This is a genomic window from Pseudoalteromonas sp. S1610 (assembly GCF_005887465.1).
Classification (GTDB): Bacteria; Pseudomonadota; Gammaproteobacteria; order Enterobacterales; family Alteromonadaceae; genus Pseudoalteromonas; species Pseudoalteromonas undina.
Genome location: NZ_PNDI01000011.1, coordinates 43215 through 66934 on the forward strand (window position 1 = coordinate 43215; position 23720 = coordinate 66934).

Consider the following 23720-nt stretch of genomic DNA (forward strand, 5'->3'; position numbering starts at 1 on the left):
GCCGATCAACAAAAAGAAATCGCTCAGCAATAAATGTTATTTTTGGAGACCATGTATGAAACGTGTATTTTTGTTTTTATTAACTAACCTCGCGGTTATGTTGGTATTAGGTGTTGTGCTTTCAATCATAATGAGTGCGCTGGGCTTAAGCCATCGTAGCCTGGGTGGTATTTTATTAATAGCTGCTGTATTTGGTTTTGGTGGGTCGTTTATTTCTTTGTATATGTCGAAATGGATGGCGAAAAAATCAACCGGTGCACAGGTTATTACTAAACCAAGTAACGAAACCGAGCAGTGGTTAATGAATACCGTTGCTACGCAAGCTAAAAAAGCCGGTATTAATATGCCTGAAGTGGCTATTTACGACAGCCCAGAAATGAACGCGTTTGCAACCGGCCCGAGTAAAAATAACTCGCTGGTGGCGGTAAGTACGGGTTTATTACACAACATGACCCAAGATCAAGCCGAGGCAGTGCTTGCGCACGAAGTATCGCACGTGGCTAATGGCGACATGGTAACGCTAACACTTATTCAAGGCGTGGTTAATACCTTTGTTATTTTTGCCGCAAAAGTGCTGGCGGGCATTGTAGATAATTTTATAAATAGCGATGAAGAAGAGGGCGGCAGCAGCTGGACTTACTTCTTATTCGATATGTTATTCCAAGTATTATTTGGTGTACTAGCCAGTGTGGTAGTTGCTCATTACAGCCGCAAGCGTGAATATGCAGCCGACAACGGTGCAGCTCAGTTAGTAGGCGCAGACAAAATGCGTTCAGCCCTTGAGCGATTAAAGCAAAACCACCCATCGCAATTAGAAGGCTCAATGATGGCCTTTGGTATTGCCAGTGGTAAAGGCATGGCTGAGTTGTTTTCATCTCACCCACCGCTTGATGCACGTATAGACGCACTACGTCGTTAAAAAAATTAAAGTTTTTCACAGTACTTGTAAACAAAAAGCCTGCATTTTCAGGCTTTTTTATGTTTAATTGTTTAATTGTTTAATTGTGATTGAATAATGTCTGTAATGCCCTCTGGCGAGAGTATTTCAATCCAGTAACCGTCAGGGTCTTTAATAAAGGCGAGGCCTTTCATTGAGCCGCCATCTGGCTGTTTTACAAACTCCACATTGTATTTAGCAAAGCGTTCGCAGGCAGCGTATACATCCGGTACGCTAATACCAATATGGCCAAAGCCTTTTGGTTCTTCATTACCACTGTGATAACCGCTAAAGCTGTCGTCGTTTTCAGTACCCCAATTATGGGTAAGTTCAATCAGTGCAGGGCGGCGAAACACCCATTGAGTTTTTTCTTTATCATCGCCTTTAGGCATATCTTGCTCGTAGCCTAAAAAGTACAAGGTAAACTCCATACCAGGAAAGTCATACTTACCTAACAGCTTCATACCCAATACGTTTTCATAAAATGCCAGCGACGGTTTTGGATCTTTAATACGCAACATAGTTTGCTGCATCACATAGCCCTCAGTGGCCTGTGCAATTTGCTCTGGAGATTCGTTATAGCTAGACATGAGATATCCTTAATAAAATGACTGAAAAAACCTTAATGGATTTAAAAAGACAGGGTGTACGCTCATCATAATAAATAGCTGCAAAAATTAAAACCACCGAGCTAAATTTACAGCCAGTTAGTTGGATGTTTTTAAGCGGAAAATGGCACATTTAGAAGCGCTGTTTATTTATACAGTAATGGTGTTTTGTCCAATATTACTGATCTCCACTATTTTGGGGTATTTCTACATTTATTAAGTATTAGCTGAAGTTAACTAGTTGTTTACAGGTATTTATTTGAGGGCTAAGATAAATGCAATGTAATATATGGACATTTGTCGGTTTATAAAACGACAAATGTCGTAGACAAAGTTGTTAGCTCTTTTGTTTTAATAATGAGTTCTGAATGGAAATAAAATGCCAAAAAAACTTAAATATGTAGCACTAATTTCAATAGCCATCTGGCTTTCAGGGTGCGCTTCAAGCCGTCATTTACCTAAAGTCGAAAATGCAGAAAAAAGCTTTTCTGAACGGATGGCGACATACAAAGCTAAAAAATGTTGCAAATCCATGAGCGAATTAATCGTTACTGAATTTGATGATGAGTTAATATTTACGATGGAAGAAAATGAAGACTTAATTTCACTCGATGGTGAAGAAACCAACTACATGCTGTTCAGTGTGGCAGAAAGTAGTGAGAAACTTTATTATGGCATTAGGTCGTTTTACGTTGATCATAAGTTCGCTTTCATCCCAAAAGTGTCTGTTTTAGATAAATCATTTAATGTTTTGGGTAGTACGCACCCGAGTTTTATACAGTATCAACATCAAAGTCTTGTTTGGGACGATTCACACTTTTGGCTGTATTTCAGCATCGATAATAGTAAAAACTCAGGCGTCGCATACGTAGTAATACATCAACAAGAAGAGTTAGGTAGCAAATTTCAAATATCCCCAAGGGAAAGTACAAATATAGAAACCACATTTATTAATGGACAGCCGATCTCATATAGTCAAAATGCGACCTCTTTTAGCTTTCCAACTTTGGTTTCTCCATCAGGAATATTAGTGCTTCAAAAACTAAGTAATTGGAACAAACCGATTAATAACAGTATTTTTTATCAGTTTTAGGTGGAGAGAGCTAACAAACCATTCAACCGGACCCATACTCGCTGGCTGGGGCTCGTTCCCCGCAAGTATAGCCAGCAAGTCTGTGCCGTTTAATAGGGGCGTTAAATTGCAATCAAATATGAAGTATAAATGCCCAAATTGCGATAAGACTATTTTTAATCGAAGATTATCGCATTGTGAATTTTGTAATTTTGAGCTACCACAAGAGCTATTGCTGAGTAATACCGAAAAAATAAAGCTGGATAATGAATATAAAGCAGTTCAATTAAATACATCTAGGCAAAGGTTAAGTAAAGATGTTGGGTATTCGGGAGTTACTGAATTAAACGAAGTTAGCTTTATGCTCGGGGAGCTGAGCCTTCGCACTAGAGCTCCCAGACAATGTATTAAATGTAGTTTGCCTGTGTCGGAAGACTTTGAAGAGTGCCCATATTGTTTTGAAAAGAACGAAAGTGAAGTAAGTAAGGCAAAGGTAAATTACCAACAAGAAATGAAATTGGTTCAAGGGCTAGGCAAATACTTTCTTATAGCTTTTGCAATCGTCGCTTTAATTATGATTGGTGCATTTGCAATATAACAAATTAATTAAACCGTGGACGCAAAACAGTAGGCTTGCGCTCCTTCGTCGCTTATTTTAGCCTACTGTTTTGCGCCGTTTACTAAGGCGTTAAATGTCAAAAACTATGAAGCATGAATTCTGGATTGAAAGTGAAGGTGAGCAGACTTTTTGTATGTCTGGCGAGAAGGGTGAAGGCGCGAGGAAACTCTTAGAGCCAAACGCTAAGTTTGCTTGGACTTGTGAGGCATCATCACACTTTGAAGCAATACGAATACATGAATTGGGGTGAGTACAAAAGTGATTACCCTGAAGAAGATAAAAAAACATATAGCGAGCTAGGCTGGGAATGAAAGCATTTAACAAGGCCAGTCAGCCTCGTCGCCCATGCAAAAACACGCATGGGCTGGACCTCGTTTCACTCGGCCGCTGCTGGCGGCGTTAACTGGACTCGTGACAATTGAGTGTATATTTTGAACCAACAATAAATACAAGTATTGACCATTTCTTAGGGCTAATCCCTTCTTTTGTATTACTGTTTTTGGTCCTTAAGTTTCCTGCTATATCTCAAGTAGCCGCTGATATAACAAAAATAAAAAGAGTAAACTTAGTTAGAGGTTTTGTGGGTATATGCCTGTTGGCTACTTTAGGTGAAATATTTAATTACTCTGATAAAGTTGGAGTAAGTAATATCATTGAAAATAAAAAGTTTAAGCAAGTTCAAGGTTGTATTAGCAACTATGAAAAACAAACGCCTAAACATGGCACCTTAATTGAGTCATTCAGCATTGATGATGTTGAATTTACTTTTAGCAATTATGATGTGGGCCCTTATTTTCATGGAAAGCTACATAAAGATAATTTCATAAAAAACGGCCAGTGTGTTTCAATCGATTATGTACTAGATGGACGAAAGAATAAGATTCTCAAAATAGTCCAGTTAACAAAGCCTTAAAGTTGGATTCGTAACAGTTGGCTCGATTCCGCTTCGCTTCATATATTAGCCAACTACCACTCACCGCTTAAGGCGGCGTTAGTGCTCAAGAGGTACGATGAATCATCTTTTTTCATTAGCTTTTATTGGAACTTATAGCGCTGCTATTATCCAACTAAGTTTTTTGGTATTTAGTGATGTCCTTGATGATGGTGTTTTAACTTATGTAGCGGTAGGTATAGGCTTGCTAGTGGCTCCATTGCTTCGACTATATCAAAAGTGGAGGCATGATAAATTGGCTAATTTTATTATCGAATACAAGTCAGATTCAACACCATTCCATCATAAGATCTTAAACATCCCAGCGATCGTGGTACTTACTACAATGGGCAGCATGGGGTTTATTGCTGTAACGAATCATAAATTTTCATCTAATGAGGTAACCCACAAAGAATTCAGAGTAACCGGAGTTGGTCAACAGCGTGTCCGTTACGATCTTTTTGAATATGTTCGAATATCAGATGGAATATCGGAAACCAGTTATAGTTTAGGTACGGCTACAATTAATCCCTATAAAGTTGGTGACCAGTTAAAGATAAAACTAAGAGCCGGATTATGGGGTTATGATATAGTTGATGAAATTAAAAAAAGCACTAACAAGGCCTCTAAGTCGGATTCGTAACAGTCGGCTCGGTTCCGCTTCACATTCTAGCCAACTGCTACTCACCGCATAAGGCGGCGTTATGCAATCGCCAAGGAATAAGAATGACCGTAGAAGTTATTAAAGATCAAATCTTTCAATTTCTATCCTCATAAGACCCTGAGGTAATGGCTATTAAAGGTGAGTGGGGTGTAGGAAAGACCTTCAGTTGGAATAAATTTCTCAAGGAGGTAGGCTCTGAAAAGAAAATTAGACTCGAACGATATTCATATGTTTCCTAATTTGGAATTAATTCATTAGACGCATTTAAATACAGCATTTTTGAAAATGTTATTAAACGCGACATTATTGGTACAGAAGCGAGCCTCGATACATTTAAAAGTAATACAACAGGTATAATTGAATCTTTTGGAAGACAATCCTGGTTAAAACTCACCACACAATTTACACGCGTATTTCACGGCGCAGTTGGCAGGCCAACATCACAAGCAAGTTATTGTGAAAATTTGAATCGAAAACGACGAGCCAATACGAGTAATTGTGAGAAGCTATTAGCATAAACTTTAAATTACTCAGTAGAAAAGTTGAAACTGCATCATGCAGCTATTTTTATGCCTGGAATTTAAATTTAAGAGTAATAATTGCTTATTTACTGGATGAAATGAAGTAACGCAGTCGTAAAATATTAACTATAAGCCCAAAAAAATAAATCTAGAAAAACAGTTTTTCTTGCAAAATTAGAAGGGTGTCTTTCAAAATTAAAATGGATGCCTAGTTTGTTTTCTTTTTTATTTAGTCATGTGAAGCTCGTCCAGAGCTGATTAGTAAATTATGTGACACAATTTCAATATATTAATTATGGGTGTCACTTTATGTTTTTGTTTAAAACATCATGTGCTAAATTTAATACAGCTATATTTACAGGGAAGATAAAATGACAAAGCGATTACGTTTTTTATTACCATCAGTATTATTTTGTTTTGGAACAAGCGCGCTAGCAGCTGATCCGGTTCTTTATTACGGCGGAGATATTCTCACTATGGAAGGAGAAAAGCCGCATTATGAGGAAGCTTTAGTTGAGTCAGAAGGGCGGATTGTTTACCTTGGCAGCTTAGCGAAGGCCAGAGAAAAGTTTGACAATCTACAAAACAAAGACCTTCAAGGGAAAACACTTTTACCCGGTTTTTTGGATGCCCATAGCCATATGTACAATACGGGTTTAATTGCGCAATTGGCAAATTTATTACCTCCTCCCGATGGCCCCGGTGCAAATTTTAATAGTTTAGTGACAACAACCAAAAAGTGGATGGAGTCTGCTGAAGGGAAATTCATTATCGGAAAATTTGGTTGGGTGTTAGCTAATGGGTATGACGATTCGCAGCTTAGCGAAAAACAACATCCAACTAAAGATGTTCTAGATAAAATTTCGTCTAAATACCCAGTGCTTATAATGCATCAATCGGGTCATCTAGCAAGTGTCAATTCTAAAGCTCTAGAAGTGGGTGGCTACACAAAGGATACCAAAGACCCCAAAGGCGGTGTAATTAGACGTTTGGCCGATAATAGTCCTAATGGCGTGCTTGAAGAAGCGGCTTTTTTTAATCTATTACTGCCTATTGTTGCTACTAAATCTGATGCTGAAGTACAACAGAGGTCCATTGAGCTTGCTCAGCTGGAGTATGCTAAAAATGGATATTTAACTGCTCAAGATGGCCGCACCACAGCGGATGCGACTTCGGCATTAGAAAGAGCAGCTCGTGATAAATCGCTATTCATTGATGTTGTTTCATACCCTGACATCGTCTGGAATAAGTCAGCTGTTAAGCCCGAATTTTATAACTCAGATCGCAGTTATGTTAATCGATACCGAATAGGGGGTGTTAAATTAACTTTAGATGGTTCACCACAAGGAAAAACGGCTTGGTTATCATCACATTATCATACGCCACCGGAGGGTAAACCGCTGGACTATAAAGGTTATCCTATCATGAGTGATGAGATGGCCATTAAACATATAAACACGGCGTTTAAAAACAAATGGCAGATTATTGCTCACACCAATGGTGATGCAGCGATTGACCAATATATTAAAGCTATTAAAGTGGCTAAAAAAAGTTATGGGTATGATGATCACCGTAGCGTGATGATTCACGGCCAGACTTTACGTAAAGATCAAATCCCGGATTTAGTAGATTTAGGGATCCTCCCATCGTTGTTTCCTATGCACACTTTTTACTGGGGCGATTGGCATGTGGAGTCTGTTTTGGGGCACCCAAGGGCAGATTATATTTCGCCATCACGAGATGTAGTTGAGGCTGGTTTAACGGTTACTTCTCACCATGATGCCCCTGTGACATTTCCAAATTCAATGCGAGTGCTCGATGCAACGGTTAATCGTATTACGCGTTCGGGTAAAGTATTGGGACCGGATCAACGTTTAACGCCTTATGAAGGGTTAAAAACATTAACGCAATGGGCTGCTATTCAATATTTTGAAGAAACAAGTAAAGGTACGCTAGCTGAGGGAAAACTCGCGGATTTCGTCATTTTAAGTAACAACCCTTTAAAAGTGGAACCACTTACTATTAAGGATATAAAAATAGTGCAAAGCATTAAAGAAGGTCATGTTGTATATTCAAATTGATATTCAACATGAAACAATTTTAACGCTTAACTATACGACGGCTTTAGTCGCCGTCGTATTAAACCTCAGCCTTGAGATGCAAGTGAAGTTTGAGATTTAATGAATATTTATAAAACTTCTAACGGTTAATTCTTGTAAAAACTTGTCCCTTTTTTGTTTGATTTGAATTCATATGCTAATTTTTAAATACTCGGTTAAGCGAATAACAATCAAATTTAAGGGTTGAAAATGAAAAAATGTACTAATTTATTGTGAGAATGCATGTAGCGGCTTATTTTAGTCGCTATTTTTTTGGATAGCGCGTTAAACATATACAAATAAGGAGATACGATGAAACTGGCAATGTTGATGTCGTTTATGTTTTTTTTAATTAGTTGTTCGAGCTTAGCGACCAATAGCAAAGAATTAAGTAAATCTAAGCAAACTGAAGAGTTTATTACTCTTGTCAGTCATGCCAAAACCTATGACCTGTCTCATAATTGGGATGAAAATTCCCCAATAGCGTCCGTTAACCCAAAATACTCAATGGCACTTAATGCAACCCATGCAGATACACGTGGTACATTTGGTGATAACAATCAGCTCTCATTCACCTCAGAAATAATGCAATGGAGTGGTCACCATGGAGGTCCAACTATTGATGCGTTAGGTCATATTGGTCGAGATGGTTTGCTGTATGGTGGAGTAGATGCGGCGCAAGCGACCAATGATCGCAGAGGAATAGGACGCAGTGGTGTAGGGAGTGACTTAGGAATTGATCATTATCCTGTAAACTTATTGAGTAACCGAACGGTATTACTTGATGTGGCTCGCTTTATTAACGGTGACGATACCCCATTGGCTGCAGATTTTGACATAACAGCGTCACATTTAAAAAGAACAGCAAAATCGCAAGGTGTAAAAATTAAAAAAGGCGATACTGTGTTTATTAGAACGGGGTGGGGGCAATATTTTGCTAATAACCCACAGCAATATATTGCAGAACATGCTGCAGGCGTTGGTGTAAGTGGTGCACAGTTTTTAATAAAGGCTGGTGCAAGTGTTGTGGGTAATGACACCCTTACTTTTGAAAAACGCCCACCTATTGCTACAGAACCCTCTTTTCAGGTTTTTCCGGTACATATGATGTTATTAGCAGATAACGGTATTTACATAATAGAAAACTTGTTCCTTGAGGAGCTAGCAAAAGAAAAAGTCTATGAGTTTATTGCCATTGTGCCGCCGCTTAAAATACGTGGTGGCACTGGCTCGGCATTACGCGTATTTGCACTTACAAGTAACTTATAGTTGAATAAAGAGTAAGGTTAATAGTGGTTACTGTTTTTATATACAGTGGTATCGTTTTTTGAAATAAGAAACATACACAAAGAGTATTTTTCTTTATCATGATAAAAGTACTGGCTGTAAAATTAACAATACTTATATGGACGACTCAAGGATGAACAAAGGAATATTAAAATCGTGGAATGACGATAAAGGCTTTGGCTTTATTAAATCAAGCACACTGCAACACGATACCTTTATACACATATCGTCGCTCAAACATATGAGTCGTAAACCTAAAGTGGGTGACATTATCTATTTTGAGGTTGCGACTGAGCCTAACGGTAAAACTAAAGCTGTAAATTGCCGTATTGAGGGCGTACTAGCACAACCACACATAAAAGCTTCATCAAGGCCGGTTAGAATAAGTAAAACCTCAGGTAAGAACTCACCTTTAATGAAACTTATAACACTTGGTATTATTTTTAGTATTGGTTTTAGTGTGTATAAAACCGGTTTTTTAAATACCAAGCAAACACCAGTCGTAACTAATGCTAACTTAGAGTCATTTATGCCCGCGAGTTCAAGCTCACTTAATAAAACACCACCAACATTTCGCTGTGATGGCCGCCAACATTGTAGCCAAATGACCTCGTATGCAGAGGCATTATTTTTTATTCAACATTGCCCAAATACTAAAATGGACGGTGATAAAGACGGAGAGCCCTGTGAACGGCAGTTTGGGAATAGGTAGTTTTTATATTGAGGTTATTAATAAACTAAAAATTAGTTTTGGGCCCTTAGGGGGAATACGATTTTTAGTAATACAGTTATAAATAGCTGGTGGATTTAAAGCCATTTATCAAGGAGGTTGTTATGTTTAAAGTAATAATTGGATGTGCTGTTATATTTTCGTTTGTTTGTATGTTACTCGCCGCGGCGCCTTTTACGCCTGCAGTTTCAGGTTCATTTATTATGCTGTTGTTCGCAGGGGCTATAGGTTACAAGGGCTATCTGCAATCAAGCTTAATACTGCTGTTAATTAATACGCTGGCGGTTATTGGCAGCCCAGGTATAAATCTAGACAACACCCAAACATTACTGTTTTTACCAATATTATTTTTAATTTCATTTGGTGGTGTTTTATTAGGCGTAAGAAAGTTAACGAAATTGTAAAAGAAGATGCCGAAGGGATATATGATTATATTATGGAGCAGGTTAATAAATTATGAGTGATAGAGAAATTTGGGTCGCTATATTAATTATGTCATCTATTATTTCTGGGATCCTTTATGTGGTTTTTGGCCAAATGACCGTACGTAAATTAAGAAAAAACCCTAAAACAAAAGATATACTCGGTCTAGAGGTTATTAGTGGTTGGGATATTATAAATGTTGCTCAAGCATTCTCCTTGCCAAGGCGTTGGTTACTTAAAATTGAAAAAAGTAAGTTTTCTTTTATGTATGCGCACTCTTCGTTGTTATTTGAAAATACAACCAAATTCGATAGATTTCTTGGATGTATCTTTTATTGGTTATTAACACTTTCGGGTCTATTTGGCGCTTTACTCGTTGTACTTAACTTATTTGGCGTTTTTAGTTAATTAGTGTAAATATTGAATTGGCTAGTTATATGACTAGCCAATTTAATTATCAACTTTATTACTACAAAAATGATTTAGCTTTACTCATTAAAACGCTTCAAATATAGCTGCAATGCCCTGGCCGCCGCCAATACACATTGTGACTAGCCCATATTTGCCATTAATTCGTTTTAGTTCGTACAAGCATTTGGTGGTTAGTATGGCGCCCGTTGCGCCAACAGGGTGGCCTAAGGCAATTGCACCACCATTCGGGTTTACCTTATGGGCAGGGAAATTTAACTCGTTAGCAACGCACAGTGCTTGTACTGCAAAGGCCTCGTTAGACTCAATCACATCCATATCGTCGATGGTTAAGCCGGTTTTTTCAAATACCTGTTGTACTGCAGGAATAGGGCCGATACCCATTAAAGTAGGATCAACGCCTGCTCTGGCATAACCCACTAAACGAGCGAGCGGTTTTAAGCCTTGGTCATTTGCTTTTTGCTCTGACATAAGTACCAACATGGCTGCACCATCGTTTATACCTGATGAGCTTGCTGCGGTAACGGTGCCATCTTTTTTAAAGTAGGGCTTTAAAGATGCAAGTTTATCGGCTGTGGTATCGGCGCGAACATGTTCGTCGGTGTCAAAAATGTGCGTCCCTTTTCGCGACTTGATTTCTATTGGCACAATCTGCTGTTTAAAATGACCTGCAGCAATGGCTTTTGCAGCTTTATGATGGCTTTTTGCTGCGTACTCATCTTGCTGCTGACGGCTAATTGAATATTTTTCTGCAATGTTTTCAGCAGTTATTCCCATCGGGTTATTATCCCATGGGTCTTGTAAGGTCGTGGTGAGCTCATCAACCATAGTGCTATTACCCATTTTTTGCCCCCAGCGATTACTTTCGAGGGTATAGGCAGAGCTACTCATGCTTTCTGCTCCGCCAGCAAGGGCTGCATCTACATCACCTAATTGAATTTGTTGTGCCGCTTGTATAATGGCTTCAAGGCCAGAGCCACATAAGCGATTAAGCGTTACAGCGTGGCTGCTTATAGGTAACCCAGCATCTAGTCCAATGACCCTTGATAGGTAAGCGTCTTTTGGGCCGTTATGAATAACTTTGCCTACCACACATGAACCAACTTGGTCAGGGGTAAGCTTAGACCGAGTTAGGGCTTCTTTTGCGCACAGTGTGCCAAGCTCAGCGGGGCTAAAATCTCTAAGGCTGCCACCAAAGCCACCAATTGCGGTACGAACCGCACTGAGTATTACTACGCTGTTGTTTGTATTTTGTGTCATTGCTGTTCTCTTATTATTTTTATAATCACTTTTGCTGAAATATGTTAAATAGGCAAAGGAGATCAATACTTCTACTAACATCAAAGCATAACTTTTAAATAAACTAATGGCGAGGTTGGGTTGAGCTGTATGTGTTTTCTAATAAAGTGGAAGTGAAATAGGCGTGTGATAATTATATTTTTGTGTAAATTTATAAAATAGGGCTCTCCTTATGAGAGCCCACGGGGATTTATAAATCAATCATTTCAATATTAACAACTACATTTTTAAAACCAGCATCTTCAAACTCTTTTTTTAACTTTTCTGCACTTGAGTAATCACTAGCTGAAACACTTCGCTTACTTCTTTGGTTAGTGACAAGTGGGGTTTCATCACCAAAATAAACGCTACCAGCAAATTGGCTTTGTGCATAAAAGTGGCCTGTTAGGGTTGTTTTTTTAGGTCTTAAAACATGACTTAAATAGTATTGCATTGTTGATAAGCTTGTTTGTTGTATCATCCAAGGCCAATCCCATTTTTTATTCTCACCTGGTATATAGCGGTGTTCCCATTGATACTCAATGCTATTTTCTTGACCTGCCCAACGGCCTATTACAAAATTAGCAGTGTCATTAGGTCTGTTTTCAGGATGGCTTAATAAAGCATTGCCTCCCCAACGCATAAAGCCATTTATTGATAGATCGTAAGTAATATCAGCATCGAATGAATAAGGATACGATATTGATGATTTAAACAAATCGACCTTAGCATTAAGCTTTGTGAATGCTGGTACATTGGTTCTTGCCTGTACAACAACACGTTCAGCTTCTGAGCCGCCGTTACTTGTTCCCCATGCTTGCTCTGCTGCTATAGTAACCGATAACGAAGTGTCTGATCCGCCAGTAACTGAAGGGGATTTCCATGTATTGGATAATGTAACAGACTCAGAAATACTGTAGTCATTTGTTTTAGACCAATTAGTAGCTGCATCGTATTCAATGGTAACGACTGACATTTGAGCTGCTGACGTGTCATTCACTGCAGGGACTGTTAACGTTTTAATTAGTTCTTTGTCGGCAGCAACAATATCACCTGTTATTTTATATGATTCGTTATCCATCACATATTCAAAGTTAGATACGATAATAGCTGACTTTTCATCACATCGATAACCATCACAGCTGCCCCCATTATAACCTTGTATTTTCCATCCAGAGCCTGCTTTAGATACCTCCATGTCATCACCCACATAGCTTGAGCGATTTCCACCAACCCACGCAAAACCCATTGTGTGAGCAAGATATGATAGGGGTTTTATAAAATCCTCTTTTTGATTTACTAAGTCCCATTCAATTTGGCTTTGACTGCCAGGCGCTACTTTTACGGGGCTTAATTTAGGGATCTCATTAATAGGATCGTTAGGGTAGCACCAAGAATTTACAGCAGACCCTTGTTTTATTTCACCTGCGTAGCCAGAGCCCATAATAACCCAGCCATCAGCTAATCCCGTTATTTGCCACTTACCCATTTTGTTAGTAAGTTCGTTTCTGTAGGTTTGCGCTTCAGCCTTTGTAATTAGTCTATTATCAGCTGAGCAAACTCCAGCACCTAAGCTTTCATTTTTAAGTTGATCTGGATAAATTGCAGTTGTATTTGCACTTACAAAACTTGTGTGTGACAACAGCAATAGAGGTATTATTTTTTTCATTAAGTTACATCCTTTAAAATCATATTTTAATTAGGCCCTAATTAAATAATCTAATTTTGGACCGATTTTGATTCTAAAGAACTCGCTATATTTTTATAGAGTGTTAAATGAAAGTTGGTTTTTCAAAAATATTAGTTGCTTAAATATTACAAAAATTCATTAAGACTATAGTGCTATTGTAGCTACATTTTTACCCCCTTGAGAGAGTACTCTAAAAAATCGATTAGATAGCGTGTGCTTTTTGGGATTAATTTATCAGGCCATATCAGGTTTACATCTCGTTTAATAGGTTTGAATTGCGTTAATACTTCAACCAAGCTTTCGTCTTTTATATGCGGTAATAAACAATATTTTGGACCATAATAAACACCTCTTCCTTCAATGGCAGCTAAGGCACACATTTCTATATCGTTGGAAATAAAGTTGGGTTGAGGTTTAAAAATTACTTTTTCATTTTTATTTGCTTTAAAAGACCAATTTTCGAATGGCGAGCACGATATGTGGGGGAGTTTAGCTAAATCGTCAAAATTACTTGGTATGCCATATTGCTCAATTAAACTCGATGAGCAAGCTAAAACAAAGCTCATTTGGTTAATGACTTTACATATATTTTGTGAGCTATCTAATTTTCCGATTCTAATAGCTAAATCAAACTCGGTGGCTTTTAAATCAAGGCGTTCATCTGATAGCATCATATGAATCTTAATATTTGGATAAAGTAGGGTGAATTGATTTATAACGCCTGAGAAGTACACACTCTTTATAAAGTTTTGCGGTGCTATTAATTTAATTTTACTCACTTTATTTTCACTAGAGTTCTTAAAATTGCACAGCGTACTTTGTAAACCCTCTACGTGAGCTAAGCAATGGCTATAAAAGCTCTTTCCTGGCTCTGTTAATCGCAAACTTCCTTTTTCACGATAAAACAACGCTAAAGATAAGTCTTCTTCAAGTTTTTTTATTTTTCTTTGTAAAGTGGGTAAAGGAATATTTAACTTTACTGACGCTTCATTAAATGTTTTGTAATCATTTACTTTTATAAAAAGCGCGATTATATCAAGCAAGGTAAATCTCCTGTATAAATTTGAGGTATAAAATCGTATTTAGTACTTAATTATTGGTTAGATTCATAAAACTAATCATTTATTTAAAGTACCCATTAGTCCCTTTTGTGGCAACAAAAATTTTACCTTTGTATTAAATGATTTAGTTACTCGTTTTAGGATAGGAAGTACTGAAGGAAAGTATTAGTAATTTTATAATAAATAACTCATTAGAAATAATTAGTAACATTTAATCAAACAATACAATAGACACGTAATAAGCTAGGTATTACGATTAACAAACTTAATAAAAAACGCTATAAAAAGCAGAGAGTTATTATGGAAGGTAAACCAATAGATAAGAGTGTATTCGATTCTTTTTTTGGGGAATATTCATGGATGTTTAAGGCTTGTAGCATTGTTGCTTTTATAATGTGTGTATATATCAGTTTTAATACTAAAGAGTATATATGGACGCTACTTATTAATGGCGATTTAAATTCTACTATGTTGGTTATGATACTCGGTTATTTATCTGAATTTAGATATCGCTTTATTAAAGAATCAAGAAATAATTGATAGCTACTAATTTAAATCTAAGGTACTAGAGATGAATATATTTATAAAATGGTTGATTTTAGCTGCATTAATTATTGCCGCTATTGCTTGTTATTCTTATGGTAGCACTACTGGCTTATTTATTTTTATTATTGCGGGCTTTGTTTTTGAAATGGCGTTTTGGTTTAAGATGTTTCCTATAAAAAAGAAATCGTCATTGTAGAAAGCTATTTAACCGTCTTGAAAAATAAATTTTTTTAGTTAGCGAGATAAGGGAATAAATGAAAAGGCTGCATTTTTTGCAGCCTTTTTAGTTTTATAAACTTAGTGGGTAACTCTATCGCCCCAAATATCTTCTAGGCGGCTATCACGACCACAGCGCCAGCGATAGGTACTATAACGAATAGGGTTATTTTTATAGTAATCTTGATGATAACTTTCTTTGCCCTTTATCGGGTAAAAGGTTTTCGCATCAAGAATAGGGGTTACCACTGTTTGCTTAGTAAACTCACTAATAACGGCTTGTTTAGATTTTTGAGCTAGCTTTCGCTGTTGCTCATTAGCTACAAAAATTGCGCTACGGTAGCTTGGGCCTTTATCGCAAAACTGACCTTTGGCGTCAAAAGGATCAATGTTAACCCAGTAATGGTTTAAAATATCTTGATAGCTTAATACGTCAGTGTTGTAGGTAACCAGAACGGCTTCGTAATGGCCGCGATGATTACCATTGTAAGTAGGATTTTTAATTTCACCGCCAGTAAAACCTGAGATCACATCGGTTACACCTTCGAGTTTTTCAAAGTCACTTTCCATACACCAAAAACAGCCTCCTGCTAAAATAGCTTGTTCGGTTTTAGCATGAGCAAATGAGCTAGTCAAAAGTACGGCAGAAGTGACTGCAAATACGAGTGTTTTATTCATAAAAATTATCAACCTAGTGTGTGAGTGCGTAAATGCTTGTTATAGTAGACCCGCTAACTGTAAATACTCTTTCATTGTGTAGCAGGTAAATTGTTTTAAACTCGCTTTATATAAAATGGACTCTATAAATGGAAACCAGTAATTCGCGTAATGAATTAACCACACTTTTGCAAACCAGTTTTGCTTCTTTAGGCTATAAACTGCCAAGCGCTGATGAACTCGTTTCTCATGACCACAATGCCCAATACCATGGCTATGCATTTACTTTAAACCAAAAACGCATAATTTACAGAAAGGCTAAAGTTACACCCGACAGACCTGGCGCTTTTTTAGCACTATGGAAACGCCCAGCGGATTGTAAAAATAATAAGCCAATTCCGTTAATTGATGAGTTTGATTATTTACTCGCAGAGGTTACCAGCGAAGGTTTAACTTCTACGAACAACCAAGTTACAAATATTGAACGAGGCTTGTTCATGTTCCCCGTAAATGTATTACTAAAAAAAGGCATAGTGAGTTCTTTAAACTCTAAGGGTAAAACAGCTTTTAGAGTGTTTCCACCTTGGAGCGAAAGCAGAGCCTTAAAAGGGACTGGCACATTTAGTAATTCTGCTAAAGTTACTCAGCGTTGGCAATGCGATTATTTCTTAAAGCAAGATCAAAATAAATTAATTGATTTATCTAAGTTAAACAAAATTTTAGCTAACGCTGTTTAAATTTGAACTATTAAGTCACTTTACCAGCATTGTTTTATATAGGGTTGTTTACTAAAGTGAGATCATACAGTCATACGAATATTAGGTAAGATATGAACCAGTTAACCGAAAAATCAATTAGTTGCCCTTACTGTGGCGAATACATAGAAGTATTAATTGATGTGGCTGATATTGATGAGCAATACATAGAAGACTGCCAAGTGTGTTGTAAGCCTATTTCGTTTGTCGTATTTGAAGATAACGATGAACTTAATGTAAATGTATACAGTGAAGATGAGGCGTTTTGAAGGAGTAAGTTAGCCGAATGACATTACAACCACTTGATAATACGCATATCCTCGAGCTAATGAGCTGGTTTAACAGTCTACATGACATAACTAAATGGGCTGGCCCATACTTTAGATACCCATTTACAGAGAAGACTTTTATTGAGGACTTAAACCTTGGTGGCTCGGCTTCTTTTGTATTGGTTGGACAACAAAACGAATTATTCGCTTTTGGGCAATATTATCAACGAAAAAACAAATGCCATTTGGCGCGTTTAGTAGTAAACCCTATATACAGGGGGGAGGGAATTGCAGCCACCCTGATTAAAGAATTATGTAAGCATGGGCACTTAAACTTAAATGTTACTTATAGCTCATTGTTTGTTTATGAAAATAACCTAGCAGCAGTTTTGGCTTATAAAAAGCTAGGATTTATAGTTGAGACGAATCAAGATTCAAGCCCATTACCAGATAACTGCGTTTATATGGTTAAAGTAATAAATTACGTTTAAGTTAGCTATTTTGCTGTTCACGCGCTAATTGGTTAGGCAGCAACTCCTCCACAATTTCTCTCGCTGGTAAGGTGTAACGTACGCCATCAAACATAACCGATGTGAACTCATCAATATTAGTAATGCCGGTGAGAGTCCAACCTTCACCACGTTTTGGGCAGTAAACAGTAGTAGTTGGTTGTATTACTTTAAAATTGTCGCTCATAGTTTATCTTAATTAATGCTTGTGAATACGGTATGGTAAGTTAATAATGACGTTCTATAAAGTGCTATTTAAAGCGCGTTTACTTTATTTGGCATAGGCATGTTGAAAACGATAAAATTACCCCGCGTTACCTTGCGTTTAATTACCCACAAACATGGCGCAGCGCTATTAACAATTTTAAATAATCCCCTCGTTTATGAGTTTAACGATTATAAAACGCCGCTAAATAAAGAGCATGTTAAGCAATTAATTCAAGATGATATATCGAGTTATTATCAAGGGGAAGGTGTTCGGCTTGCGATTGAACATAATATGTCTGGCGACTTAATTGGTACTTGTGGTTTGTATAACATTAATAACCAAACTAAAACTGCTTATTTGGGCTTTGAGCTTGATCCTTTTTATTGGCAACAAGGCTTAATGCATGAAGTACTTAAAGGTTTTGTCAGTGAGATACATCGCTCTTTAAACATTGAACATCTATACGCAGAAATTCATGGTAAAAATGTACGCTGTTATAACTTACTCACTAAGCTTGGCTTTGTATTTAACCAGCAACTTAATAACGGTGTATGGCATAAGCAATTAACTAAAATGGATGGCGCATGAGAATTAAAAAAGCGATTATTTTAAATATGTTGCTTACGGCTAGCGTATTTGGGCTTGCAATAACTGGGTTTAGCTATTATCAAAATGATGTTTCAGAGTTTGTTGATGTAACCCTAGATTCGAAAGTGCTTAAAGAGTCACGAAAAGTATTTATAAGGTTACCCGATAGTTTTGACAAAAATAAAGCGTATCCACTTATTATAAAAACAGATGGTAATTTTAATCTAGCTAATTGGGATAAAGCCTTAAAAGCATTAAATCATGAAAGTACATTAAATGAGGCTATTTTAGTTGCTATACCAAATCAGTTTTTTACTGATACTAGAAATCGTGATCTTGTGCCACCTTATGCAAGGAAGGACGTTAATACAAATCCTCGACCTAAACATGAAAGTTCGCCTGAAATTTTTGGTAAAGCTGATTTGTTTTTAGCTTTTCTAGAGCAAGAGTTACTTACTTATTTAGAGGCCAACTACACATTAACTGAAAATCGAATTTTGACCGGATTTTCAGCTGGGGGCAGCTTTACTTTATACACGCTGCATAATAAACCAAAGTTATTCAATGGTTACTTTGCATTTAGCCCAGCCGCTTGGTATGACGATATGACAGTGGCTAAGCGGTTTGATGCATTTTTAAAAACAAATATAAATTGTATAAAACAACCGACATTTTTATATATCACTGTCGGTGGGGCAGAGCACTCTTTAATGCTAGGTGCATACAATAATTTAGTTACTAGTTTAGCAAAACATCCAAACAGCTGGCTTAAGTGGGGAAGTACAATTAATAGTAATGCTGAACATAATCAAAACCCTGCACTGAGTGTCGATAAAGCACTGTTAAATTATACGGCGTTCTTGAGCTCGCAAATTAACACGCCTTCTGATGAATTAATGACGGTGATCAATTAAATATAGTTTGCATTGATTTTTATTGCTTTACTGCTGGTGGAGTACCCACTCTAAAGAACACATCATACTTTGTTTGATTTAAAACAAGTCTTAGCAATAGGTGAATTTTTTAAAAATATAATCAGGGAGGGGGGAAATTGTTGGGGCGTTTTTTTTAACTTATATCTACGCGTTTTATTAAGTGAGTTGTGTAGGAGCAGGAAAACCAAATTAAACAAAGCAACAATGTAATTATTTAGATGTTCTAAGTTAGACATTTTAATTGCAGCTAACATCGGGTTTTCCATCAATGGTTCAGTAATACACAGACTTAAACTCCAGCTTTTTATAATTGACGTTACAACAATGCAATTTTGTTGCTCAGTTGCCTCAGCATGGCTTCTGCATTTGGTATCTCGTCGTTTAAACCTGTGATCAGGGTCATAAAATAGCAGTCCATCATCACACTTGCTTTTATTTCATCAAATTCTGGTTGTTCACTAAATAGTAGTTTTTTAAATTCATCCATTTGTGCTTTAAAAAAATCCTCACGCCAAATGATGTCGCTAATTAGTAATTTGCTAAATTCACTGTTTTCACAATAAAAGGAATATAGAGGGTGAGCGTAGTGGCGTAATTTCAATCGAGGAGGGCGCTGAGTATCTGATTGCTTTGCTTGCTCGATAATAACTTCAATTTGTTGCTGCATACCTGCCATAAGCAGATCAATTTTATTTTCAAAATGACTAAACACAGTACCAACTGCCACATTAGCTGCAACAGCAATTTCTCTTGTCGATGTGTGGTCATAACCTTGTAGTAAGAAAAGCTCCCATGCTGAAGCTAAAACTTTATCCCGTGTTTTTTCTTTTTTACTCATACTATTCAACGCTTTATATTTTTGTTAGAAGTTGGGCCTAAATCAGCACTTGATTAATTGAGCGCGCTCAATTAAATTTATGAGCATGCTCAATTAATCTAAAGGTGATACATGGAGTTTATCAAACGTGTTATTGGTTATGTACTTTTTATTCCACTTATTTATTTTTATTCTTTTATTCTCGGCCCAATCCTAAAAGCCGTTTTAGTCCCAGGTGGGGTTGTGTTTTTGTGGCTTATTTTAGGGCTAAAAGAGGGGACGCGTGCGTTAAAAAAAGCATTTAAGAAAAAGTAGTAAAATCTTCAGTAAAACAAATAAAAAGCCCTGCTATTTTGCAGGGCTTTAGTCTGTTGACCTTTGCTATTTTAAGCTTGAAAGCTCAACAGGCCATTAAAGAACGTATCTAAAACCAAAAGCAATACCGTCATCTTCCGATTGTTCCATTTGTGCTTGCTGTTGCTTATTATCACTTTCAAAATCACCAAAGTCTTTACGCGCTTCTACATAAAGTTGGGTGTTTTCATCTATTAAGTAATGCACACCAATAACAGCAAATTGACGCTTAAATACATCGTTAGGATCGGCATTAAAGTTTGGTTGAATTACGTAGTCATCACCTGCATCAAATAAGTTGTAGGCAATAAATGGTCTAAAATCATTTTCAAAACGATAAGACACAAATGTTTCAATACCAATTGCATCTTTAATTAAACGACCAATGTTATCTGTGTCGTGGTTTTCGTTTTTATTGATATTAGCAGCTACATATAAACCTGGCGCATCAATATTGCCCCAAATAACACCGGCACCGTAAATTAAATCGTCAACTGAACGGGTTGTTCCGTCGCCATAAGTTAATTCAAACTCGCCGCGGTTAATACCGGCAGTCAGTTTTAGCTTATCAGTCACGTTATAAGTTACTGCACCGCCAAATGTATAGTTAAATTCAACTTGTTGCGCCGCAGTATCGCCTGACTCAAAATTAGCCTGGCATTGTGATTCTGTAATATCACTTACATCACAGGTATAAAATGCGCTATTTTTTAACTGAGTTTGTACACTAAAATCAAAATCACCGTAACTATTACGGTATTGCAATGTTTTATCGCCACGTCCCGTACCATTTACAGCACCGTCGTCTTTGTTGTAGGTATATACACCTGCGGCATTGCCATCCCAAACATAGCTGTAGTTAGTTGCATATACTACGTCAAACCACGCACCCCATTGTTTACCAATAGTAATTTGGCCGTATTTGTCGTGTTTAAGTCCTGCATAACCTAAACGATTATACAAAAATTCATCTTGAATTGATTCAAAACGGTTGTTGTATACAATATCGCTACTGCCAACAGGGTTTACACCCCATTCAACTAAAGCCATTGCTTCCCAGCCGTTCTTTAGTTGACGTTTAAAATCAAAATTAATTCGTGAGGCACCATTAACCACTTCATTTTGACCTTGAGTATTAATTACTCGCGCATCTATATAGCCGCCAATAGCGACTGTATTTTTTTCATCCTTAAATACTTCAATTGCTGAAACACTCGGTGTTGTTAAAACACCTGCAATCGCGAGCGATACTAATTTTATTTTCATTGTGTGTGCCTTGCCTAAAAAAGACGTTTTTATAATTACTAAATTCGAAGTCGTGCAGACTAGCAAAGCAATAAAAGGCTCAAAAGTGAAAAATTATCAACGATAATTAATACAAAAAACGCAGCTTGTTCACTTTAAGTTAATGCTGTATTTATTTTGTAGCGTATAAACCGCTATTTAATTTTGGAATAAGACATTAGGATTAAATGCAGGAGGGAGAGAATTGAATTTTTTTCATAGTTACTACTATCGGCATAGGTAGAGCTAAAACTCTAATGCTATAAAAAACGTTAATATAGCCGTATTAAATGTTAATAAAAGTAAAATGCGACCAATTAGCGATTTAGTACGTTTAAATTATTTATTTTTCTGTAACGGTGATTGTTTTTTTATTAAACATATTTTTACCGCGTTAACAGCATAATAGTGAATTTCACTTCGCTTTTTTGCACATTTACTCGTTCATCTCTTTGGCTGTTTTAATCCTGAAATAGCTAATAAACAACTACTGTTTACTTTAGGTTGTGCTTTAAACTTTCATAGAAAAAAACGCTGATTTGGTTTAAACTGCGCGCAATTTAAATACTTCAGTCTCCCTTGGAGGGTAGCGCTATTATTAGTACAGCTAACATCACCATGCAATTTGGTGCTAAACCGTTATTTGAAAATATCTCAGCTAAATTTGGTGAATCAAACCGCTATGGTTTAATTGGTGCCAATGGTTGTGGTAAATCAACGTTTATGAAAATTCTAAGCGGTGAGCTTGAGCCATCATCGGGTAATGTAAGCACAGATCCTAATGAACGTGTTGCTAAACTAAATCAAGATCAATTCGCTTACGAAGAGTACTCAGTGATCGACACTGTAATTATGGGTCACAAAGAGCTTTGGGATATTAAACAAGAGCGTGACCGTATCTATAGCCTACCTGAAATGAGTGAAGAGGACGGCATGAAAGTAGCCGATCTTGAAACTGAGTTTGCTGAAATGGATGGCTATTCTGCTGAGTCAAAAGCGGGTGAGCTATTATTAGGTGTTGGTATAGCGACAGAGCAACATTACGGTCCTATGTCTGAAATCGCACCAGGTTTTAAACTTCGTGTGCTATTAGCTCAAGTGTTGTTTTCAGACCCTGATATCATGTTGCTTGATGAACCTACCAATAACTTGGACATTTACACAATCAAGTGGTTGGAAGATGTTCTAAATCAACGTGACTGTACTATGATCATCATCTCGCATGACCGTCACTTTTTAAACTCGGTATGTACACACATGGCCGATATTGACTACGGTGAATTACGTATTTACCCGGGTAACTACGATGAATATATGTTTGCAGCAACCCAAGCTCGCGAGCGTTTATTAAGTGAAAACGCCAAAAAGAAAAGCCAAATAGCAGAACTACAACAGTTTGTATCGCGCTTTTCTGCTAATGCTTCAAAAGCAAAGCAAGCAACTTCACGTGCAAAACGTATTGATAAAATTCAATTAGACGAAGTGAAAGCCTCGTCGCGTCAGTCGCCATTTATCCGTTTTGAACAAGAAAAACAGTTATTCCGTAACGCGCTTGAAATGACCAGCTTATCGCAAGGCTTCGAAGAAACTTTATTCTCAGGTTTAGAAGGCTTAGTTGAGGTAGGTGAACGTATTGCCATTATTGGTGAAAATGGTGTGGGTAAAACAACATTATTAAACACCTTAGCAGGACGCTTAGCACCTAAAAGCGGTGAGTTCAAATGGTCTGAAAATGCTAACATTGGCTATTATGCACAAGATCATGCCGATGAGTTTGAAAAAGACATGAACTTATTTGAGTGGATGGAGCAGTGGCAGCAAGAGGGTGATGACGAGCAAGTTGTTCGTAGTTTCTTAGGTCGTATGTTGTTTTCACAAAACGATATTAAAAAATCTGTAAAAGTTATCTCAGGTGGTGAACAAGGTCGTATGCTGTTTGGTAAAATCATGATGCATAAACCAAATATCTTATTAATGGATGAACCGACGAACCACATGGATATGGAATCAATTGAAGCGCTTAACTTAGCACTTGAAGCGTATGAAGGTACCTTGATGTTTGTGTCACACGACCGTCAGTTTGTATCATCAGTTGCTACCCGTATTTGGGAAATTAAAGACGGTAAAATTATCGACTTTAGAGGAACCTACAGCGAATATTTGGCTAGCAAAGAAGCATAACAGCAAGTATTTCAAGCATTTTAAAAAAGCCATGTTTAACATGGCTTTTTTA

General features: G+C 37.1%; 27 protein-coding genes and 1 pseudogene. 20 read left to right on the forward strand and 8 right to left on the reverse strand.

The genetic code is table 11. From position 1 onward, the window contains the following. Positions 1–55: 55 nt before the first annotated feature. A complete protein-coding gene (gene htpX / locus CWB77_RS06590) occupies positions 56–919 on the forward strand; it encodes a protease HtpX (RefSeq protein WP_138621962.1) in 864 nt (287 codons plus the stop codon). Positions 920–990: 71 nt separating this feature from the next. Here the strand turns inward: htpX and gloA are convergent, their stop codons facing one another. Beyond that, positions 991–1527 carry a lactoylglutathione lyase gene (gene gloA / locus CWB77_RS06595; protein WP_138621964.1) on the reverse strand — a complete coding sequence of 179 codons (537 nt, stop codon included), beginning with the start codon at positions 1525–1527 and terminating at the stop codon, positions 991–993. Between the two features lie 397 nt (positions 1528–1924). On the opposite strand from gloA, the gene CWB77_RS06600 reads away from it, so the two are divergent. The 10 genes and pseudogenes from CWB77_RS06600 (at position 1925) to CWB77_RS06650 (ending at position 10299) form a co-directional block, all read left to right on the forward strand. Continuing rightward, positions 1925–2638 carry a MalM family protein gene (locus tag CWB77_RS06600; RefSeq protein WP_138621966.1) on the forward strand — a complete coding sequence of 238 codons (714 nt, stop codon included), beginning with the start codon at positions 1925–1927 and terminating at the stop codon, positions 2636–2638. Between the two features lie 106 nt (positions 2639–2744). Then, positions 2745–3215 carry a hypothetical protein gene (locus CWB77_RS06605; protein WP_138621968.1) on the forward strand — a complete coding sequence of 157 codons (471 nt, stop codon included), beginning with the start codon at positions 2745–2747 and terminating at the stop codon, positions 3213–3215. A 439-nt stretch (positions 3216–3654) separates the two neighbouring features. After that, positions 3655–4149, forward strand: a complete 495-nt coding sequence (locus CWB77_RS06615; protein WP_138621970.1) for a hypothetical protein — start codon at positions 3655–3657, stop codon at positions 4147–4149. Between the two features lie 97 nt (positions 4150–4246). Further along, complete coding sequence (locus CWB77_RS06620) at positions 4247–4810, forward strand: hypothetical protein (RefSeq protein ID WP_138621972.1); 564 nt, start codon at positions 4247–4249, stop codon at positions 4808–4810. A 395-nt stretch (positions 4811–5205) separates the two neighbouring features. Further along, positions 5206–5349: pseudogene (locus tag CWB77_RS18595) on the forward strand (transposase); the annotation flags it as partial. 374 nt (positions 5350–5723) lie between these two features. Beyond that, positions 5724–7433, forward strand: coding sequence for an amidohydrolase (locus tag CWB77_RS06630; RefSeq protein WP_138621974.1), 1710 nt, complete (start codon positions 5724–5726; stop codon positions 7431–7433). A gap of 330 nt (positions 7434–7763) precedes the next feature. Next, positions 7764–8720 carry a cyclase family protein gene (locus CWB77_RS06635; RefSeq protein WP_138621976.1) on the forward strand — a complete coding sequence of 319 codons (957 nt, stop codon included), beginning with the start codon at positions 7764–7766 and terminating at the stop codon, positions 8718–8720. Between the two features lie 151 nt (positions 8721–8871). Then, positions 8872–9450, forward strand: coding sequence for a cold shock domain-containing protein (locus tag CWB77_RS06640; RefSeq protein ID WP_138621978.1), 579 nt, complete (start codon positions 8872–8874; stop codon positions 9448–9450). Positions 9451–9572: 122 nt separating this feature from the next. Continuing rightward, positions 9573–9872 (forward strand): DUF6419 family natural product biosynthesis protein, encoded by a 300-nt coding sequence (locus tag CWB77_RS06645; protein WP_008113866.1) that lies wholly within the window; start codon positions 9573–9575, stop codon positions 9870–9872. A gap of 52 nt (positions 9873–9924) precedes the next feature. Then, positions 9925–10299 (forward strand): hypothetical protein, encoded by a 375-nt coding sequence (locus CWB77_RS06650; protein WP_008113868.1) that lies wholly within the window; start codon positions 9925–9927, stop codon positions 10297–10299. A gap of 87 nt (positions 10300–10386) precedes the next feature. On the opposite strand, the gene bktB is transcribed toward CWB77_RS06650, so the two are convergent. The 3 genes from bktB to CWB77_RS06665 form a co-directional block, all read right to left on the reverse strand. Further along, on the reverse strand, positions 10387–11580 hold the full coding sequence (bktB, locus tag CWB77_RS06655) for a beta-ketothiolase BktB (protein WP_138621980.1): 1194 nt from the start codon (positions 11578–11580) through the stop codon (positions 10387–10389). Positions 11581–11809: 229 nt separating this feature from the next. Then, complete coding sequence (locus CWB77_RS06660; RefSeq protein WP_138621982.1) at positions 11810–13267, reverse strand: aerolysin family beta-barrel pore-forming toxin; 1458 nt, start codon at positions 13265–13267, stop codon at positions 11810–11812. A gap of 182 nt (positions 13268–13449) precedes the next feature. Next, complete coding sequence (locus CWB77_RS06665; RefSeq protein WP_010390037.1) at positions 13450–14331, reverse strand: LysR family transcriptional regulator; 882 nt, start codon at positions 14329–14331, stop codon at positions 13450–13452. Between the two features lie 318 nt (positions 14332–14649). Between CWB77_RS06665 and CWB77_RS06670 the strand changes: the two genes are divergently transcribed. Beyond that, entirely contained in the window at positions 14650–14889 is a 240-nt protein-coding gene (locus tag CWB77_RS06670) for a hypothetical protein (RefSeq protein WP_010390035.1), read from the forward strand. Positions 14890–14920: 31 nt separating this feature from the next. Next, complete coding sequence (locus CWB77_RS18405; RefSeq protein WP_010390033.1) at positions 14921–15091, forward strand: hypothetical protein; 171 nt, start codon at positions 14921–14923, stop codon at positions 15089–15091. Positions 15092–15192: 101 nt separating this feature from the next. Here the strand turns inward: CWB77_RS18405 and msrA are convergent, their stop codons facing one another. After that, positions 15193–15789 (reverse strand): peptide-methionine (S)-S-oxide reductase MsrA, encoded by a 597-nt coding sequence (gene msrA / locus CWB77_RS06675; RefSeq protein WP_138621984.1) that lies wholly within the window; start codon positions 15787–15789, stop codon positions 15193–15195. Between the two features lie 128 nt (positions 15790–15917). Between msrA and CWB77_RS06680 the strand changes: the two genes are divergently transcribed. The 3 genes from CWB77_RS06680 (at position 15918) to CWB77_RS06690 (ending at position 17283) form a co-directional block, all read left to right on the forward strand. Then, complete coding sequence (locus CWB77_RS06680) at positions 15918–16505, forward strand: MepB family protein (protein WP_138621986.1); 588 nt, start codon at positions 15918–15920, stop codon at positions 16503–16505. A gap of 92 nt (positions 16506–16597) precedes the next feature. Then, a complete protein-coding gene (locus CWB77_RS06685; protein WP_138621988.1) occupies positions 16598–16792 on the forward strand; it encodes a CPXCG motif-containing cysteine-rich protein in 195 nt (64 codons plus the stop codon). A gap of 17 nt (positions 16793–16809) precedes the next feature. Next, the gene (locus CWB77_RS06690) at positions 16810–17283 is read left to right on the forward strand and encodes a GNAT family N-acetyltransferase (RefSeq protein ID WP_138621990.1); all 474 of its coding nucleotides are present in this window, start codon (positions 16810–16812) and stop codon (positions 17281–17283) included. Position 17284: 1 nt separating this feature from the next. Here the strand turns inward: CWB77_RS06690 and CWB77_RS06695 are convergent, their stop codons facing one another. Then, a complete protein-coding gene (locus CWB77_RS06695) occupies positions 17285–17488 on the reverse strand; it encodes a hypothetical protein (RefSeq protein ID WP_138569662.1) in 204 nt (67 codons plus the stop codon). 99 nt (positions 17489–17587) lie between these two features. Here CWB77_RS06695 and CWB77_RS06700 point away from each other — a divergent pair, with 99 nt between their 5' ends. Next, the gene (locus CWB77_RS06700; protein WP_138621992.1) at positions 17588–18097 is read left to right on the forward strand and encodes a GNAT family N-acetyltransferase; all 510 of its coding nucleotides are present in this window, start codon (positions 17588–17590) and stop codon (positions 18095–18097) included. Continuing rightward, entirely contained in the window at positions 18094–19011 is a 918-nt protein-coding gene (locus tag CWB77_RS06705; protein WP_138621994.1) for an alpha/beta hydrolase, read from the forward strand. Before CWB77_RS06700 ends, CWB77_RS06705 begins: the two co-directional genes overlap by 4 nt. 337 nt (positions 19012–19348) lie before the next feature. Here CWB77_RS06705 and CWB77_RS06710 read toward each other — a convergent pair whose 3' ends face one another. Continuing rightward, positions 19349–19870: a TetR/AcrR family transcriptional regulator gene (locus tag CWB77_RS06710; RefSeq protein ID WP_010390018.1), complete on the reverse strand. Its 522-nt coding sequence runs from the start codon at positions 19868–19870 to the stop codon at positions 19349–19351. 111 nt (positions 19871–19981) lie between these two features. Between CWB77_RS06710 and CWB77_RS06715 the strand changes: the two genes are divergently transcribed. Then, positions 19982–20164: a hypothetical protein gene (locus CWB77_RS06715; RefSeq protein WP_138621996.1), complete on the forward strand. Its 183-nt coding sequence runs from the start codon at positions 19982–19984 to the stop codon at positions 20162–20164. 96 nt (positions 20165–20260) lie between these two features. On the opposite strand, the gene CWB77_RS06720 is transcribed toward CWB77_RS06715, so the two are convergent. Continuing rightward, entirely contained in the window at positions 20261–21469 is a 1209-nt protein-coding gene (locus tag CWB77_RS06720) for a porin (protein WP_010390015.1), read from the reverse strand. Between the two features lie 612 nt (positions 21470–22081). On the opposite strand from CWB77_RS06720, the gene CWB77_RS06725 reads away from it, so the two are divergent. Next, complete coding sequence (locus tag CWB77_RS06725; protein WP_082424787.1) at positions 22082–23668, forward strand: ABC-F family ATPase; 1587 nt, start codon at positions 22082–22084, stop codon at positions 23666–23668. Positions 23669–23720: the final 52 nt, after the last annotated feature.

Coding starts and splice junctions, on each gene's coding strand:
- gloA (WP_138621964.1), bottom strand. CDS start 1,527: ATGTCTAGCTATAACGAATCTCCAGAGCAAATTGCACAGGCCACTGAG.
- CWB77_RS06640 (WP_138621978.1), top strand. CDS start 8,872: ATGAACAAAGGAATATTAAAATCGTGGAATGACGATAAAGGCTTTGGC.
- CWB77_RS06680 (WP_138621986.1), top strand. CDS start 15,918: ATGGAAACCAGTAATTCGCGTAATGAATTAACCACACTTTTGCAAACC.
- CWB77_RS06645 (WP_008113866.1), top strand. CDS start 9,573: ATGTTTAAAGTAATAATTGGATGTGCTGTTATATTTTCGTTTGTTTGT.
- CWB77_RS06600 (WP_138621966.1), top strand. CDS start 1,925: ATGCCAAAAAAACTTAAATATGTAGCACTAATTTCAATAGCCATCTGG.
- CWB77_RS18405 (WP_010390033.1), top strand. CDS start 14,921: ATGAATATATTTATAAAATGGTTGATTTTAGCTGCATTAATTATTGCC.
- CWB77_RS06635 (WP_138621976.1), top strand. CDS start 7,764: ATGAAACTGGCAATGTTGATGTCGTTTATGTTTTTTTTAATTAGTTGT.
- CWB77_RS06685 (WP_138621988.1), top strand. CDS start 16,598: ATGAACCAGTTAACCGAAAAATCAATTAGTTGCCCTTACTGTGGCGAA.
- bktB (WP_138621980.1), bottom strand. CDS start 11,580: ATGACACAAAATACAAACAACAGCGTAGTAATACTCAGTGCGGTTCGT.
- CWB77_RS06695 (WP_138569662.1), bottom strand. CDS start 17,488: ATGAGCGACAATTTTAAAGTAATACAACCAACTACTACTGTTTACTGC.
- CWB77_RS06690 (WP_138621990.1), top strand. CDS start 16,810: ATGACATTACAACCACTTGATAATACGCATATCCTCGAGCTAATGAGC.
- CWB77_RS06700 (WP_138621992.1), top strand. CDS start 17,588: ATGTTGAAAACGATAAAATTACCCCGCGTTACCTTGCGTTTAATTACC.
- CWB77_RS06620 (WP_138621972.1), top strand. CDS start 4,247: ATGAATCATCTTTTTTCATTAGCTTTTATTGGAACTTATAGCGCTGCT.
- msrA (WP_138621984.1), bottom strand. CDS start 15,789: ATGAATAAAACACTCGTATTTGCAGTCACTTCTGCCGTACTTTTGACT.
- CWB77_RS06705 (WP_138621994.1), top strand. CDS start 18,094: ATGAGAATTAAAAAAGCGATTATTTTAAATATGTTGCTTACGGCTAGC.
- CWB77_RS06670 (WP_010390035.1), top strand. CDS start 14,650: ATGGAAGGTAAACCAATAGATAAGAGTGTATTCGATTCTTTTTTTGGG.
- CWB77_RS06710 (WP_010390018.1), bottom strand. CDS start 19,870: ATGAGTAAAAAAGAAAAAACACGGGATAAAGTTTTAGCTTCAGCATGG.
- CWB77_RS06715 (WP_138621996.1), top strand. CDS start 19,982: ATGGAGTTTATCAAACGTGTTATTGGTTATGTACTTTTTATTCCACTT.
- CWB77_RS06650 (WP_008113868.1), top strand. CDS start 9,925: ATGAGTGATAGAGAAATTTGGGTCGCTATATTAATTATGTCATCTATT.
- CWB77_RS06630 (WP_138621974.1), top strand. CDS start 5,724: ATGACAAAGCGATTACGTTTTTTATTACCATCAGTATTATTTTGTTTT.
- CWB77_RS06720 (WP_010390015.1), bottom strand. CDS start 21,469: ATGAAAATAAAATTAGTATCGCTCGCGATTGCAGGTGTTTTAACAACA.
- CWB77_RS06660 (WP_138621982.1), bottom strand. CDS start 13,267: ATGAAAAAAATAATACCTCTATTGCTGTTGTCACACACAAGTTTTGTA.
- htpX (WP_138621962.1), top strand. CDS start 56: ATGAAACGTGTATTTTTGTTTTTATTAACTAACCTCGCGGTTATGTTG.